The following is a 15729-nucleotide window of genomic DNA, read 5'->3' as shown; positions in this document are numbered from 1 at the left end:
TTATACAATCATTTATTGAATAAAAGCGAAAATACGCCACTTTTATTGCGTAAAATGACTTTAAAATTGTAAGCATGTGAATTACTCTAATGCGTGAATTGAGCATGGGTTTATGTGAAGAATGTCTGATTTTCTGATTGATGAAGAATTACTTGCTGCGATTGATATGGGATCGAATAGTTTCCATCTTGCAATTGCTCGTGTCGATCACGGCGAAGTGAAGAAAGTTGCTTCTATGTCAGAAAAAGTGCAGTTAGCAGCTGGGCTTGATGAAAATAAGAATTTAACCGAAGCAGCACAGCAACGTGGACTGGCTTGTTTAGCCCGATTCGTTGGGCGGTTAAGCTCAGTACAACCCAATCGTTTAAGAATAGTTGCGACAAATGCTTTAAGACAAGCAAAAAATGGTCATGAATTTATTCAAAAGGCCGCAGAAATATTACCCAAACCCATTGAAATTATTGCTGGTCGTGAAGAAGCTCGTCTGATTTATTTAGGTGTTTCTCATACCATGGCTAATGGTGGTCGACGCCTCGTTGTGGATATTGGCGGGGGGTCAACTGAGTTTATTATCGGTGAAGAATTTGAACCGCTGCATACCGAATCCTTACAAATGGGTTGTGTTGCATACAGTAAAGCTTATTTTTCTGATGGTGAAATCACAACCAAGGCATTTGATAAGGCGGTTGTGGCTGCTCGTAAAGAGATGTCTTCTATCGCGAATACCTATAGAGCAGAAGGGTGGGACACGGTTGTTGGTTCGAGCGGAACGATTAAAGCCTGCCGTCAGATCGCGGTTAATCTAGGTTTAAGTGATGAGCAAGAAAATCTGACCCGTGATGGTTTATATAAGTTAAAAGATCGTTTACTCAAGTTTAAACATATTTCAGAAATTGATTTTGAAGGTCTACGTGAAGATCGCCGAGCAGTTTTGCCAGCAGGTCTAGCAATTTTATATGCTATTTTTGAAGTTTTAGATATTGATAAGTTGGCATATTCTGACGGTGCTTTACGCGAAGGCGTCATGTATGACTTACTGGGTCGATTCAAGCATGAAGATATTCGTGACCGCAGTGTGCAAGCACTAATGGGGCGTTATAATGCTGACCCTAAGCAAGCAGAACGTGTGGTAAACACAGCACAACATTTGTTTGATGCCGTGGCAGATGCCTTGAATTTAACGACTGAAGACAGTGACTTACTGCGTCGTTCAGCATATTTGCATGAAATTGGATTAGCAATAAGCCATGGTGGTTATCATCGTCATGGTGCATATTTGTTACAACATTCAGATATTCCTGGTTTCTCGCAAATCGATCAAAATCATCTTTCGCACTTAGTTTCACATCATCGTCGGAAGTTACGTGTAGATGCAAAAAATGACGTATTAAAGGTAGGTGGGAGTCATTTACTTTACCTTTGTTTGTTATTACGTCTTGCTGTTTTGCTGAACCATAGTCGTAGCGATCAGATGCTTCCTGCCATTGAACTGAGTGTTGTAAATGATCAACAATGGCAACTCAGCGTTTCTGGCGATGCTAAACAATGGCCTTTATTGGTAGCTGACTTGCATGATGAACAATTGCAATTTAAGCACTGGGACATTGAGTTAAATATTCAGTCAGACCAATTTGTTGATTAACCATATTATTATGGATCATTCTTGACTTATGAAAAATAAAGCGACTCAGTCCAAGGCTTGGGCTACGGTTCAAATTGCGCGACACCCTGAACGTCCGCAATTTCTAGATTATGTGAGTGAAATTTTTACTGAATTTGATGCACTACATGGTGATCGATTATTTGGTGATGACGGTGCGATGATTGGTGGTCTTGCTCGATTTGATGGACAACCTGTAATGGTTGTTGGTCAACATCGTGGTCGTAGCACACGTGAAAAACTTCAGCATAACTTCGGGATGTGTAATCCAGAAGGATATCGTAAATCACAACGTTTACTTGATATGGCTGAGCGTTTTAATTTACCAGTCTTTACTTTTGTCGATACCATGGGTGCTTATCCTGGTGTTGGTGCTGAAGAACGTGGACAAGCGGAAGCCATCGCAACCAGTTTAGCTCAGCTTTCCAGTTTAAAAGTTCCTGTTATTGCGACAATTCTTGGCGAAGGTGGTTCTGGTGGTGCACTGGGTATTGGTGTAGCCGATCGTGTAATCATGCTATCACATAGTATTTATTCAGTGATTTCACCTGAAGGTTGTGCTTCTATTTTGTGGAAGACTGCGGATAAAGCGGCACAAGCAAGTGAAGCTCTTTCTTTAACTGCGGACAAACTTCAAACATTAGGTATTGTTGAATATGTTGTGGATGAGGGCGAAGGCGCACATTTACAGCCTGAAAAAGTCATGCATGATTTGAAAGATGTGTTAAAACAAGCCTTAAATGAATTGCAACCGATGGATGCTCAAGAGCGATGCGATGCACGTTATCAACGTTTAATGAAGTTTGGCAGCAGCAATTTAGGCATCGCGTCTTAGCACAAACACAGCACTTTCCTGAACAAACTCGATTTTTAATTGGGTGTAGCGGCGGCATGGATTCCATGCTGTTGCTGTATCTAATGTCTGAAATTTTCCCACATCGTACTCGTGCAATTTATATTGATCATCAGCTTCAAAAAGTAAGCGATGCGTGGGGAACACTTGTCCAAAAACATGCTGAAGATCTGAATATTCCTTTTATTCTGCAAAAAGTTTCTGTTGATACGGGTAATTTAGAACAACAAGCACGTAATGCTCGTTATCAAGCATTTCAACAACATTTGAATGTGAATGACATTCTCGTTCTTGCACATCATCAACAAGATCAAGCTGAAACATTATTACTTCGACTATTTTCTGGTGCGGGCATTCATGGTCTTGCAGCAATGCGACCAATGGATATTCGTCAAGATCTCACAATCTGGCGTCCTTTCTTAGATTTAAGTCGTCAACAAATTCAACAATGGTCACAGCAAATTGGATTTGAATATGTTACTGATCCAACCAATTCAGATACTCATTATGATCGGGCATGGTGTCGGGAAATGTTGTGGGGCGTTTTAGAACAGCGCTTTCCTAAAATGCAATTGGCGATAGCACGAAGCAGTTATTTAATGCAAGATGCAGCAGAGATTTTGGATGATGTATTAAAGTCTGATTATCAGAAATGCGTAAGCTCCAATCGACTCGACTTAATCGAACTGTCTGAGCTTTCAAATGCGCGGCAACGTCAGTTATTATCAGTTTGGATCAAAGGTGAAGATCAATATCGGCCAAGTTACGATATGGTGCAACGTATAAAAAATGAAGTAATTTTGGCAAAACCAGATGCCCAAGCGACGTTACATATTCACCAACATTACTATGTTCGATACCAGAAAAAACTATATCGTTTAACGCATAATGAATTGTATGCGGAAAAGATATCACCGCTTTCAAATTCGCAACTAGAATGCCATGTGTTGGGGCAAACGATTCAAGTCGCTGCTGGAAAATTTAAACTTGAATCACAAAAAGTAGGTCTTTCAACGCAATTATTAGGAAAGCAGTTGAGCTTAATAAAGAGAGAGGGTGGTGAAAAAATTCATCTTTATGGTCGTGTTGGACATTGGCCTTTAAAAAAAGCCATTCAAGACGCACAGATTTTGCCTTGGTTACGTCATACAATTCAAATATTAGTCGTGGATAATGTTATGCTTGGGGTTTTTAGCCCTAAGGGTTTTTGGTTGGCGCAATCTGAGTATCTGGAGCAGGATGGTTGGCAACCAAGTTTAATTTCTGACTGCAATGACGTTTTTCAGCAGTCTTTTTATGATGATGAGTAGGACATGGCGACAACATTGAATCAAAATATTTGTTTTATTGGTGGTGGTAATATGGCGCAAGCCTTGATTGGCGGACTACTTTCTCGTGGTTTGCCAACAACACGTATTACGGTTTCTGATCCTGTAGAACAAATTCGTCACATCTTAGAAGAAAAAGGAATTGAGACGACAACAGATAATGTTGATGCAATTAAAAATGCAGATGTAGTGGTCTTAGCTGTAAAACCTCAAGTGTTAGCAACCGTATTACAACCATTAAATGGTTTATTGTCGGATAAACTCGTGATTTCAATCATTGCGGGTGCTGAAATTCAAACTATTTCAGATCTGATTGGTGGCAGCCAACGTATTGTACGTGTGATGCCAAATACACCAGCATTAGTACAAACGGGTGCACATGGTATTTATGCTTCTGAAGCAGTAGATGCTAAGGACCGTGAATTGACCAGTCAAATTCTTGCTGCTACAGGTTTGACGATTTGGGTGGATAATGAAGCTCAGATTGATGCAGTAACAGCCGTATCTGGTTCTGGTCCTGCTTACTTTTTCTATTTGATGGAAAGTATGATTCGTGCAGGTAAAAATCTAGGTTTAGATGAAAAAGTTGCCACAGCATTGACGCTTCAAACAGCGTTAGGTGCAGCGCAAATGGCAATTACCAGTTCAAATTCTCCGTCAGAATTACGTAAAAACGTGACATCTCCAAATGGCACAACACAAGCAGCTTTAGAAGTGTTTGATCGTGCACAAGTTTCACAAAATATTCAGGCAGCGCTTGCAGCAGCTCAGAAGCGTAGCCAAGAGCTCGCACAAGAGTTGAGTGACAAGACTAAATCGGTTTAAGTAGGATAAGACAATTATGGGTGCAAGTTCTGCGCTAATTTTTGGTGTTTTGATCAATGTTGCGATTTTATTGGTCTTTTTCCGTTTTCTAATGCAATTGGCGGCAGTGAGCCCATACAATCCAGTTGTGCTTTCTACGGTGAAAGCCACTAAGATTGTTGATGTTCTGAGTCGAACTTTGCCAACAGTAGCTAGTGGTCGTGTTAATTTAGCCGCGATTGCCTTATTGATCGTACTGTATTTACTCAAAATTTTTGGGTTAATGTATTTATCGGGGCAAATGCCGCATAGCGCCATCTATCTTGTGGTTACAACATTTGTGACAATGATTCAGGACTTGATTCGTTTTTGTCGATATTTAATATTTGCTACGATTATTTTAAGTTGGGTGGTGATGTTTACACAAACACGTTCACCTTATATTGAGGTTATTCAAGAGCTTGCTGAACCATTATTGGCCCCTTTCCGTCGTTTATTGCCAAATATGGGAATGATCGATCTTTCTCCAATTTTAGCATTCTTAACATTATACATTGCTGAAATCTTAATGAACGAAGCAGCTAAGGCACTGTTAATGGGTCTTTAGAATCATTCAGTGAAATAAAAAAATGGGCTTTCGCCCATTTTTTTATTTCTTAATCCATTTTTGCCGTATGGCACTGTTCAGTGGATTAGAAAAAAATCTGGCAATCAAAGCACCCAGTCCAATCGCAAGAATAAGATAGACCAACAATAATAAAAGTTTAATGTTGCCCTCGGTTAAGGCAGGCGTATAAAACAGCTTGAAGAAACCTAAAATAATCAGATGGAATAAGTAAATTTCATAACTATTTCTGCCGATGTTATGGAGTAGTCTGAAGCGTTGTATTTGATCAGTTTTCTTTTCATTTGCTACATTCGCGAAAATAACGATTGCCGTCGACAGTGCAAAAAAGCTAATTCCCCAAATCGCATTTTCTTTGATAGATGCTGAAAAATAAATGATCAGCATGAGAACAATTGCAATGGATTTGAGCCATAACCATGTTTGTGGTTTAAATTGGAGTTTCGGTGCAATCAGTGCTGCAATACAGCCGAAGGCAATTCCATCAAAGCTTGAAAAATAATGATATAAATACGCACCATTTTCTGCGCCGTAATGCAAATATCTGAAATAGGGCGCAAATAGAATCAGCGCACAACAAACAATGATAAAAAATGATTTTTTCCTAAATAATAATGCTATGAGTGGAAAAAGTAGATAAAACACTTCTTCTACAGATAAAGACCATAATACGCCAAGTACATAATTAACCCAGCCATTTTCAATAATCAGGATATTCATCCAAAATGTCAGTGCTGCTAAGTTTACCGTTGATTGAGACACGACGATGTCATTTGGTGCTTGAGTCATAAAAGGTTTAAGTTCAAATGCACCTAAGACATTAACCAGACAGATCAATAAAATCATCGTCGGCATAATCCGAGCAAATCTTGAAATATAAAAATCTCGACTATTGATTTGATTCAACGTTCCGTAACGCTTGAGGGTGTGCGAAGTGATTAAGTAACCTGAAATTACAAAAAACATGGTGACACCATAGTTACCATTTCGAGCTAAAAGGGTAGTGATGTTTTCACCAAAAATTTGGAAATTAATTGAGGTATCAAATAGCTTGTATGGAATGTTGAAGTGATGCAGTAGAACCAAAATAATTGAAATGAAACGTAAGCTGTCGATGGAATAGTGGCGGTTGAATTGAGGTTGATTAAAGGACATATTGCATTCCTTTCTCCTATGCGAATTAATTTTTATAAGCTATTCTTTATTTTCAGTGTTCTTGTAGCGCAGGAGCATTTAGCCCCTGTCTGCAAGAAACATTCTTGGTTAATATGATTATTATGGCTTAATGAGCAGCATCCCAGTTTTGCCCCTGACCAACTTCAACTACAAATGGCACTGAGATTTCTAAAACAGATTGCATCACTTCAGCAATTTGTTTTGAAAGTTCATTTGCGATTGCAGCATCAGCTTCAAATACCAATTCATCGTGTACTTGAAGTAATAATTTTGCTTGGTCTTTAGGTAAAACTTTATCGACTGCAATCATCGCCAGTTTAATGATATCTGCTGCGCTGCCTTGTAAAGGTGCATTGATTGCAGCACGTTCAGCTGCCTGTTTGATCATTTTATTGCTTGCTAAAATATCCGGCGTATATAAACGTCGACCGAGTATGGTTTCTACAAAACCTTGCTCACGTGCAATTTGGCGTGTGCGTTCCATATAGTCGAGGACACCTGGATAACGTTGGAAATAACGAGCAATATAGCTACGTGATTCTTCACGACTGAAACCAAGTTGACGAGTCAAACCGAATTCTGACATACCATAGAGTAGTCCGAAATTCACGGCTTTCGCTTGACGACGTTGATCATTGGTCACATCTTCAATCGCAATTCCTAATACTTCCGAGGCGGTACGACGATGTACATCTTGACCTTGTTGGAATGCATGCACTAAGGCATCATCTTGAGAGAAATGCGCCATCAAACGTAATTCAATTTGTGAATAATCGGCTGCGAGAAGTACCCGACCTTCGGGAGCAATAAAAGCTCTACGAATTTGACGACCAATTGGAGTACGAATCGGAATATTTTGTAAATTAGGGTCGGTAGAAGATAAACGACCTGTTGCTGTTAATGCTTGGTGATAACTGGTATGAACACGATGTGTTGAATCATGTGACTGCTCAACCAAACGATCAGTATAGGTATTTTTTAGTTTTGCTAAGCCACGATGTTCTAAAATCACTTCTGCTAAAGGATGTTCAATTTTCTCTAAAATACTTTCACTGGTGCTGTATTGACCTGTTGCAGTTTTTTTACCGCCTTTAAGCGCTAGACGATCGAATAGAACCTCACCGACTTGCTTTGGAGAAGCGATATTGAATGCTTCACCAGCCAGTTCAGTGGCTTGGTTTTCCAAGGTTTGCATCGTTTCAGAAAATTCAACACTTAGTTGATCAAGAAAAGCATGGTCAAGTTTAATACCATCTTCTTCCATACCTGTAAGCACACGAGCCACAGGCATTTCGATGTTATGCAGAATATGAACTAACTCAGGTGAGCTTTTCAGTTTTGCTGCTAAGACTTCATATAAACGATAAGTTACATGCGCATCTTCGGCTGCATAATGTGCTGCAACTTCAAGTTCAATTTGATTAAAGCTTTTTTGCTTTGCACCTTTCCCCGCAATTTGCTCAAAAGTTGTGGTCAAATGACTGAGATAAACTCGAGCTACATCATCCATACCATGTCTTGTTGCCGCAGCGTTAAACACATACGAGGCAAGCATAGTGTCGAAATACCAACCTTGAATGCTAATACCATGATTGGCAAAGATATGGGCATCATATTTTAGGTGATGCCCAATTTTCTTCACTTGTTCATTTTCAAGAATTGGTTTGATTTGCGCTAAGATTTGCTCACGATTGAGCTGTTGAGGTGCACCTTCGTAATCATGAGCGACAGGTACGTAGTAAGCGTCTTTAGCATCGAAGGCAACGGAAAAGCCAACTAACTCTGCAATACGATAATCTAAGTTGGTTGTTTCCGTATCAATTGCGAAGTGATCAGCTTGCTGCATGCGTTGCAACAATTGATCCCAATCGGCTTGTTCTAATACAGTATGATATGTCGCTTCACCTAACTGATCATCTTGACTCGATAGATTGGCATGATCTTCGGTGGTGACTTGTTCAGTCTTTTGCTCAGCTTTAACAATACTTTGAGATGTTTGTTGATAAGCCGATGTATTCGGGTTGTTGGGATGATCTAAAGATTGTAATTGATTACGAAATTCTAGTTCAGTATAAAGATCACGGAGATGATCAATATTTGGATTCGATAGTTTAAGGTCATGCCAATCTAAGGCTAAATCTAAATCGCAGACAATACTCGCAAGTTGGTGATCAATTTTTATATTCTCTAAATTATCTTTAATATTTTGGCTAATTTTGCCTTTAAGCTGATCTGCATTAGCGATGATATTATTTAATGAACCATATTCATTAAGAAGTTTAGCCGCAGTTTTCGCTCCAACACCTGGAACACCCATGATGCCGTCAGATGCATCACCCATCAGAGTAAGATAATCAATGATTTGATGTGGATGTACGCCAAATTTTTCAAAAACACCGGCTTCATCCAAAACACGTTCTTTAAAACTATCTTCAAGCTTGACGTTTTCATTTACTAATTGTGCCATGTCTTTATCGCCTGTAGAGATAAGAACATGATGACCTTCAGCAAGTGCCCGTTTGGTTAATGTACCAATAATATCATCTGCTTCAGCACCGGGGAGGCTATATAAAGGAATGCCTTGTGCTCTGATAAGTGCATGTAAATAAGGAATTTGTTGTGACAACTCTTCAGGCATACTTGGACGATCGCCTTTATAAATTGGCGATAATTTATGTCGAAAGGTTGGCTCGGGCGTGTCGAAAATCACCGCCATATGGGTCGGTTGAGTACGACGCATCAATTTCTGAATTGCTGAAATTGCACCACGAATTGCGTTAGTGTGTAGACCAGTAGATGTGGTTAATGGTGGTAAGGCGTGAAAAGCACGGAATAAAAAGTAAGACCCATCAACCAAGACGAAAGGTGGCATTGCACACATCCTAATTATAAATTAGCTGCCATTTTACGTGAAAAAGCATGGTCTGTCCCTGTTGCAATAAAAAGTGATGACGATCTATGTCGTTTTAAATTGCAGAATTTTGTATGTAAAAATAGCTGCTTATCGCGTGATCAAGTAAGATAGTTTAAATAATCTTGTCATAATTGATCTAAGTCTATGTATAAAAAAGACAAACAGGGAATTGTTATTGTCCTCATTGCTTTGACCATGTTGCTTGCGACTTCAGTTGCTTTTAATTGGCATGCAACCGTGATTGCAGCTGTGATAGGACTAACTGTTGTTATTGTACACACACTCTCTGAAATTCATCAGCGTTTGAGGCTGCTTGAACAAGCTGCGCCAAGTTATTTTGCTCAATCTACAGGGATTGGAACACAGAAACTTTTAATTTACAGTTCAGCGTTGATTGCACTTTTTGCCTATGCAAATACTTGGATGTGGTTGGCTGGTGGTGCATTACTGGTGTTGATGTTGTGTTTGATTCAAACCATGAGCGTATTTCAAACTCGGCTATTACATTTAGAACAATACGCAGTTTTAAGACCTGAAAATATTTCTACCCAACCAGTGACAGATCCTCTAACTATTCAAACGCATACAGATTTAGCTGAGCGAGTAGAAATGCCTTCTTCTCGCATTAATCAGCATCCTGCATGGATGCAAGCGAATCCTCAGCAGCCAATTCAAAATCAACAAACTGAAAATAATTCTGAATATCAAGTTCATCAACCCGTTAAACAACCCGCTTGGTGGCAGCCTGCAATCGATTGGATGATACATGGTAATCCAATTTTACGTGTTGCTGTCGCTGTTTTGATGGTTGGTGTGATTTTACTATTACGTTTTGCAAGCGAACATTGGCAGTTGAGTTTAGGTGTTAAGCTCAGTTTTATCGCAAGTGCAGGTATCGTGACCACTGTTGCTGGTTATTTGCTGCAAAAGAAAAATCGATTATTTGCAGTAGCATTACAAGGTGTAGGCTTAGCGATTGTATTCTTAACTCTGATTTTCTCACATCATTTTGAAGTCATTGCAAGTTTAACCACAGCCAGTATTCTATTTGTGATTTTATTATTGGCGACTGTTTATCTGAGCTTGAAACAACAAGCTTTGTATTTAGCTATTTTAGCTTTAACAATGGCTTATCTCGCTCCTTTAGTGATTCCTCATACACATCCTGATGTGATTTTCTTATTTGGCTATTATTTTGTGATTAATTTAGCTGTAGTGGCGGTTAATTTTATTCAGCCTTGGAAAATTCTTCACCAAATTGCTTTTTTTGCCACTATGTTTATTGGTGGCGCAACGATTGCAATCTATGCAGAAACTCAGCAATTCAATACTTTAGATTTGATTCTGTGGCTACATATCGCTTTATTTATTTGGCTCAGTATCCGCTATAGCCAATTAATGCTTAGGGCTCAAAATCAGGATGCTCGTGTTGATTCTGAAATCAGGAGCGAATCTAAACGCTTAGAGCCGATCTTAGATGTTGGGCTTATTTTTAGCGTACCTGTGTTAGGTTTTTCTCTACATGCTTACCTCATGCATAATTCGACTCTAGCATTGACACTTGGTGCAGTTGGATTGGCAATTGTTTATATCTCATTAAATATATGGATTAAACGACAACATCGACAACTTTCTATTTTAGCGAAAAGCTTTTTTATCCTTGCCATGGTATTTACAGCATTGATTTTTCCATTGGCGAAAGGCGCACATTGGACATCAGTGGGGTGGGTGATTCAAGGAACGGCATTGATTGTGTGGGGCGTGACTGAGCGTTATCGTTTGAGTCGCTATATTGGTGTAGCTTTAGTTTTACTTAGTTCTATCGCGCTGCTTTTTCAAGTTTGGTCAAATGATCATTTCCCGATATTGAGCACGGTTATTTTTGCGTTAGCACAATTTATTTCAGCTTTCTATTTATTGCACTATCAAGAAGTGGAAAAATATTTCAGTGCACGAATGCTCAGTGGAATTTTCCTTGTTTTAGGTATGTTTGCGGGGGCGATTGCTGGTGTTGAGTACATGCAATGGCAGCAGCATGGATTAAGTCCATACATAGCAATAGCGGTAGTATTACTTGGATTGTTTAGTTTAGCCGTTCATTTTAAATCACGATTGCAGTGGGCGAGCTTACAACTCATTTTAATATCAGGTTTGCTGTTTTTAGTTTATGCAGAAAGTTTTGCGATTGAAATTTATACTCAGCACCAGTGGCAAAGTATCTTACAACAAAGTTGTTTTATGGTTGCTGCATTAGGGTTGGTATTTATTTTAACCAATATCGGGGATTACAAAAAACATCTGAGTCTATGGTCAACTATATTGTGGTTAAGCTCAGCCAGCATAGGCTTGGCAATTTTTCCAATCTTACCATTGGTCGGTTTGGCAATATTACCGATTGGTTATCATATTGCTTTTATGCGAAAAGATTCTGAAATCTTATTACAAACACCTGTGATCAGTTTAAATCTGATTTGGCTAATAATGATCAGCTTAGATTACTATTCTGCTGAGCATTATTATCTTATGCCAATTTTAAACTATACTGATGCCACTTCTTTGTTCATGTTGATAGCAATGTCTTGGACGATTTATCAACATCAAATGATGATTCAAGCAGAGTTTAGAACAGGCTTAAAGATTGTCACTATTTTAACTGGTTTGTTGGTGCTGAGTAGTATTGTTGTACGTGCTATGCATCATTATTTTGATACGCCGTTGTGGAGCGTAGAAATTTGGTCTAATGGTGATGTGCAACTCAGTTTAACGCTGCTGTGGGTGGTTTTAGCCTTTGTTTTGATGACCTTTTCAAGTCGCCGTCACATTCGACAAGTCTGGTTTGTGGGTGCTGCATTATTGGGGATCGTTGTCGCTAAGCTTTTGTTATTAGATTTATCGCAAAGTGGTACATTAACTCGTGTCATTTCATTTATTGGATCAGGTGCAATCATGCTTGTGATCGCCTATCTTGCACCATTACCACCATCGATTGATCAACATTCCGAAGAATCGTAATTATTTTTCTTTGGCTTCTTTTTTGAGCTCTTTTTGATGGGCATATTGATCGACCTCATCATCTTCTAAAGGGATGGGGCGATCAATTAAGCCCATTTTCGGTACAGGAATTTCAATTTCATTTTCTAAGAAACCATTTCGAACACGTTCTTGCATTTCATCACGTACTTTTAACGCATTTTCTTGACGACACCATACAGCAAATAGAAGTTCAATCGACGATTCTCTAAAGGCGGTGACTGTGACAGTTGGTTTTGGATCATCCATGACCAATGGATACTTTGATGCGACGTCTAAAAGCACTTGTCTTACTTTGATAATATCTTCATGGAAATTAATCGCTAACGTGATTGGAATACGCCGTATCGGAAACTTTGATAAGTTCATCACGGGCGTTCGAATCAGTTGTTCGTTTGGCAAACGGATATAGACATTATCGAGTGTTAATAGTTTAACAGAGAGTAAATCAATCGAAATCACTTCACCTTCAATGGTTTGCCCACGAATTAAGGTGATCTGAATGGTATCGCCAACTTCAAATGAACCTTCGCCAATTAAAAATAATCCACTAATCAGGTTTGTTGCAGAGGTTTGCGATGCGAAACCGAGCGCGACCGTTAAAATCCCTGCTGCACCTAAGAACACGCTGAGTTTAAATCCTGCTTCTCTTAAACTCGTCATAATGAAGAGTAAGAAAATAAAGTAGAAAATTCCTCTACGCCACAGTAATCGTTGATGAGCATTAAAACGACTACCAATGGTGCGAATAAACGCATTTGAAACAATTCGAGCAATTACAAAGCCAATAAAAGCTAAAATAATGGCGACGAGAATTTCACTCAGTCGTTCAAAATTAATATTGGTATATAAGCTGGTGATGCTGGATGCGACATCTTTTGGGATATTGGTATCGGACATGGCATCCTCTTAAAAAAACGAATCAAACATATTAAATAAGTTACTGCCTGGAGCGCGAGGCGGGTGTACATAAGTCACTTCACCTGCTTGGGTCGGGGTTTTATTTTCAATCCGAATACGCGCAGGATGTTCAGAACCTTCGTAATAGACCTTGATTTGTGACGTCCATAAACGTCCTGTACTTTCACTATAAAATAATGGCAGTGCAGGAACAGGGACGTTCATACGATCAAAACGTAATTGATGTTGACTGGTATTATGGAACTCAATAGGTGTAACCGCACGGAATGCACGAGGTTTGAGTAGGTTTAAATCCGTTCGACCATCCACAGAGGTTGCATAGCAAATTTCGCCCTGCTGCGGATTTTTACCAAACCACGTATCTTTGGGTTGAATGACAGGTATGTCGAATAATGGCTCTGAAAGCCCATTGACTAAGCCAGCAATCCATAACGGGGTGCTGATATACAAGGTTCCACGTTGCCCAGCAGGAATGTAAATAGGATCAACAGGTTTAATTACCACAGAGCGATCAGACAAGCGTGGCATCAAATGAAAACTACTATTGGTTTTGTGAAACATATAGCGTTCAATTTTTGCTGGATGTGGCATAGCAAATTCGGTATCAGTTAAGATTTTCCATTGTTGTTCGTAGTCATGCTGAGATTGAGGGCGATGGTATTCTAAGCGCCACTCTTTTATTCCACGCGTAAGACGGAATAACAATGAACCGAATTGCCAAGCTTTGGCTTGCTGAAGTTCAAATTGTTGCTCACCCCACCATTTTAAAGTATTGGAATGGGGAGCTTGATATTGATTATTTTGAGTCAAGTTGCAAAATTCCTTTGTGAGTATGCTAAACAGACTTCACGCTGTAATCTCCTTAGAGTACACTCAACCATCTCTTTCATCATTATAAATTGTGATGCAAATACTTAAACAAATACAAATTCCTTATAGTTTTGCTAAACGACATGGCGTTTTATTACGTTATGAAGGCGATCAAGTTTTTATCGTGCGTAAAAAGGACACTGCACGTATAGCATTGCAGGAAGCTCGTCGAGTTTTGGGGAAATCAGCGCATGATCAACTTTGTACTGATCAAGAATTCCATGCTTTATTAAGTTCTAGCTATGCAGGCGATACCGGTGAATCGCAACAGGTCGCAGCGGGATTGGAGGATCATCCAGACCTACTCAGTTTGGCTGATCAAGTTCCTGAAGCAGAAGATTTAATGGACCAAGAAGATGATGCACCAATCGTCAGATTGATCAATGCGTTATTGTCAGAAGCAATTCGTGTCAGTGCATCAGATATTCATATTGAAGCTTTTGAGAAAAAACTTTCAGTACGCTTACGTGTAGATGGTCAACTTCGAGAAATTGTTCAGCCACGCCGTGAGCTAGCACCATTATTGGTATCACGTATTAAAGTCATGGCTAAACTGGATATTGCAGAAAAACGAGTTCCGCAAGATGGTCGTATTTCATTGCGATTAGCTGGACGTGAAGTCGATGTCCGTGTTTCGACCTTACCGTCATCACATGGTGAGCGTGTAGTGATGCGTTTGCTCGATAAGCAAGCTGGACGTCTGAACATGGTTCATTTGGGTTTGATGCAAAATGATTATGATCGTTTGACACAATTGGTGCATCGTCCGCATGGTATTATTTTGGTGACTGGACCAACAGGTTCGGGTAAAACCACAACGTTATATGCCGCACTTTCTGATTTAAACGACAATACGCGTAATATTTTGACAGCTGAAGATCCGATTGAATATCAATTAGAAGGGATTGGGCAGACGCAGGTTAACACCAAAGTTGATATGACCTTTGCCCGTGCCTTAAAGGCGATGTTACGTCAAGATCCTGATGTGGTTATGGTCGGGGAGATCCGTGATCTTGAAACTGCTGAAATTGCAGTTCAAGCGTCACTCACAGGTCACTTGGTACTTTCTACCTTGCATACCAATACTGCAATTGGTGCTGTGACGCGATTAAAAGACATGGGGATTGAGCCATTCTTATTAGCGAGCTCATTGATTGGTGTTATTGCACAACGTCTTGTTCGCACACTTTGTCCGCACTGCGTGACATGGCGTAAAGCGGATGCATTTGAGAGACAAGTGTTTCAACATCTAAAAGTAGATGAGCATATGGAATTACCAGAGCCACATGGTTGTGAACGTTGTTCACATGTTGGCTTTAGTGGACGAACTGCAATTTATGAAATTGTGCCTGTTGATGAATCCATGCGCCGACTAATACACGGTAATGCCGCTGAATATGAGCTAGAAAATTATGCTCGCCGTCATGCTGCATCGATTCGTGATGATGGTTTATTGAAAGTTTTGGCTGGCAAGACAACCTTGGAAGAGGTTCTACGTGTGACCAATGAAGCGGCAGAAGAGTAAGTTTTAGAATAGTTACTAAAAAA

The 15729-nt window shown here is 39.6% G+C and carries 11 protein-coding genes; 7 read left to right on the top strand and 4 right to left on the bottom strand.

Annotation, left to right across the window (positions count from 1 at the left end):
- Positions 1-121: 121 nt before the first annotated feature.
- Genes ppx through NGC85_RS13610 form a run of 5 tightly spaced genes read left to right on the top strand, consistent with a single transcriptional unit; the run spans position 122 to position 5252 of the window.
- Positions 122-1642, top strand: coding sequence for an exopolyphosphatase (gene ppx, locus NGC85_RS13630; protein ID WP_254731872.1), 1521 nt, complete (start codon positions 122-124; stop codon positions 1640-1642).
- Positions 1643-1670: 28 nt separating this feature from the next.
- A complete protein-coding gene (locus tag NGC85_RS13625) occupies positions 1671-2495 on the top strand; it encodes an acetyl-CoA carboxylase carboxyltransferase subunit alpha (protein WP_169109178.1) in 825 nt (274 codons plus the stop codon).
- Positions 2432-3823, top strand: a complete 1392-nt coding sequence (gene tilS, locus NGC85_RS13620) for a tRNA lysidine(34) synthetase TilS (protein WP_302885507.1) — start codon at positions 2432-2434, stop codon at positions 3821-3823. Before NGC85_RS13625 ends, tilS begins: the two co-directional genes overlap by 64 nt.
- Positions 3824-3826: 3 nt before the next feature.
- A complete protein-coding gene (gene proC / locus NGC85_RS13615; RefSeq protein ID WP_254731870.1) occupies positions 3827-4666 on the top strand; it encodes a pyrroline-5-carboxylate reductase in 840 nt (279 codons plus the stop codon).
- Positions 4667-4682: 16 nt separating this feature from the next.
- Positions 4683-5252: a YggT family protein gene (locus NGC85_RS13610; protein WP_005051707.1), complete on the top strand. Its 570-nt coding sequence runs from the start codon at positions 4683-4685 to the stop codon at positions 5250-5252.
- A 42-nt stretch (positions 5253-5294) separates the two neighbouring features.
- On the opposite strand, the gene NGC85_RS13605 is transcribed toward NGC85_RS13610, so the two are convergent.
- Together NGC85_RS13605 and polA are read right to left on the bottom strand one after the other, a co-directional pair.
- A complete protein-coding gene (locus NGC85_RS13605) occupies positions 5295-6425 on the bottom strand; it encodes an acyltransferase (RefSeq protein WP_254731868.1) in 1131 nt (376 codons plus the stop codon).
- Positions 6426-6552: 127 nt separating this feature from the next.
- Entirely contained in the window at positions 6553-9318 is a 2766-nt protein-coding gene (polA, locus tag NGC85_RS13600; protein ID WP_254731866.1) for a DNA polymerase I, read from the bottom strand.
- Between the two features lie 186 nt (positions 9319-9504).
- Between polA and NGC85_RS13595 the strand changes: the two genes are divergently transcribed.
- On the top strand, positions 9505-12372 hold the full coding sequence (locus NGC85_RS13595; protein ID WP_254731864.1) for a DUF2339 domain-containing protein: 2868 nt from the start codon (positions 9505-9507) through the stop codon (positions 12370-12372).
- On the opposite strand, the gene NGC85_RS13590 is transcribed toward NGC85_RS13595, so the two are convergent.
- Positions 12373-13290: a mechanosensitive ion channel family protein gene (locus tag NGC85_RS13590; RefSeq protein ID WP_254731862.1), complete on the bottom strand. Its 918-nt coding sequence runs from the start codon at positions 13288-13290 to the stop codon at positions 12373-12375. It abuts the gene before it with no gap.
- Between the two features lie 9 nt (positions 13291-13299).
- A complete protein-coding gene (locus tag NGC85_RS13585; RefSeq protein WP_005059347.1) occupies positions 13300-14121 on the bottom strand; it encodes a hypothetical protein in 822 nt (273 codons plus the stop codon).
- 94 nt (positions 14122-14215) lie between these two features.
- Here NGC85_RS13585 and gspE point away from each other — a divergent pair, with 94 nt between their 5' ends.
- Positions 14216-15706 carry a type II secretion system ATPase GspE gene (gene gspE, locus NGC85_RS13580; protein WP_169109183.1) on the top strand — a complete coding sequence of 497 codons (1491 nt, stop codon included), beginning with the start codon at positions 14216-14218 and terminating at the stop codon, positions 15704-15706.
- Positions 15707-15729: the final 23 nt, after the last annotated feature.

Source organism: Acinetobacter sp. Z1, from assembly GCF_024296945.1.
GTDB lineage: Bacteria > Pseudomonadota > Gammaproteobacteria > Pseudomonadales > Moraxellaceae > Acinetobacter > Acinetobacter beijerinckii.
Note: the sequence above shows the minus strand (reverse complement) of the source record. Positions and strands in the feature narration are given on the sequence as shown.

Excerpts from the sequence above, each read along its gene's own strand:
- ppx (WP_254731872.1), top strand. The coding sequence starts at position 122 with ATGTCTGATTTTCTGATTGATGAAGAATTACTTGCTGCGATTGATATG.
- NGC85_RS13625 (WP_169109178.1), top strand. The coding sequence starts at position 1,671 with ATGAAAAATAAAGCGACTCAGTCCAAGGCTTGGGCTACGGTTCAAATT.
- tilS (WP_302885507.1), top strand. The coding sequence starts at position 2,432 with ATGCGATGCACGTTATCAACGTTTAATGAAGTTTGGCAGCAGCAATTT.
- proC (WP_254731870.1), top strand. The coding sequence starts at position 3,827 with ATGGCGACAACATTGAATCAAAATATTTGTTTTATTGGTGGTGGTAAT.
- NGC85_RS13610 (WP_005051707.1), top strand. The coding sequence starts at position 4,683 with ATGGGTGCAAGTTCTGCGCTAATTTTTGGTGTTTTGATCAATGTTGCG.
- NGC85_RS13605 (WP_254731868.1), bottom strand. The coding sequence starts at position 6,425 with ATGTCCTTTAATCAACCTCAATTCAACCGCCACTATTCCATCGACAGC.
- polA (WP_254731866.1), bottom strand. The coding sequence starts at position 9,318 with ATGCCACCTTTCGTCTTGGTTGATGGGTCTTACTTTTTATTCCGTGCT.
- NGC85_RS13595 (WP_254731864.1), top strand. The coding sequence starts at position 9,505 with ATGTATAAAAAAGACAAACAGGGAATTGTTATTGTCCTCATTGCTTTG.
- NGC85_RS13590 (WP_254731862.1), bottom strand. The coding sequence starts at position 13,290 with ATGTCCGATACCAATATCCCAAAAGATGTCGCATCCAGCATCACCAGC.
- gspE (WP_169109183.1), top strand. The coding sequence starts at position 14,216 with ATGCAAATACTTAAACAAATACAAATTCCTTATAGTTTTGCTAAACGA.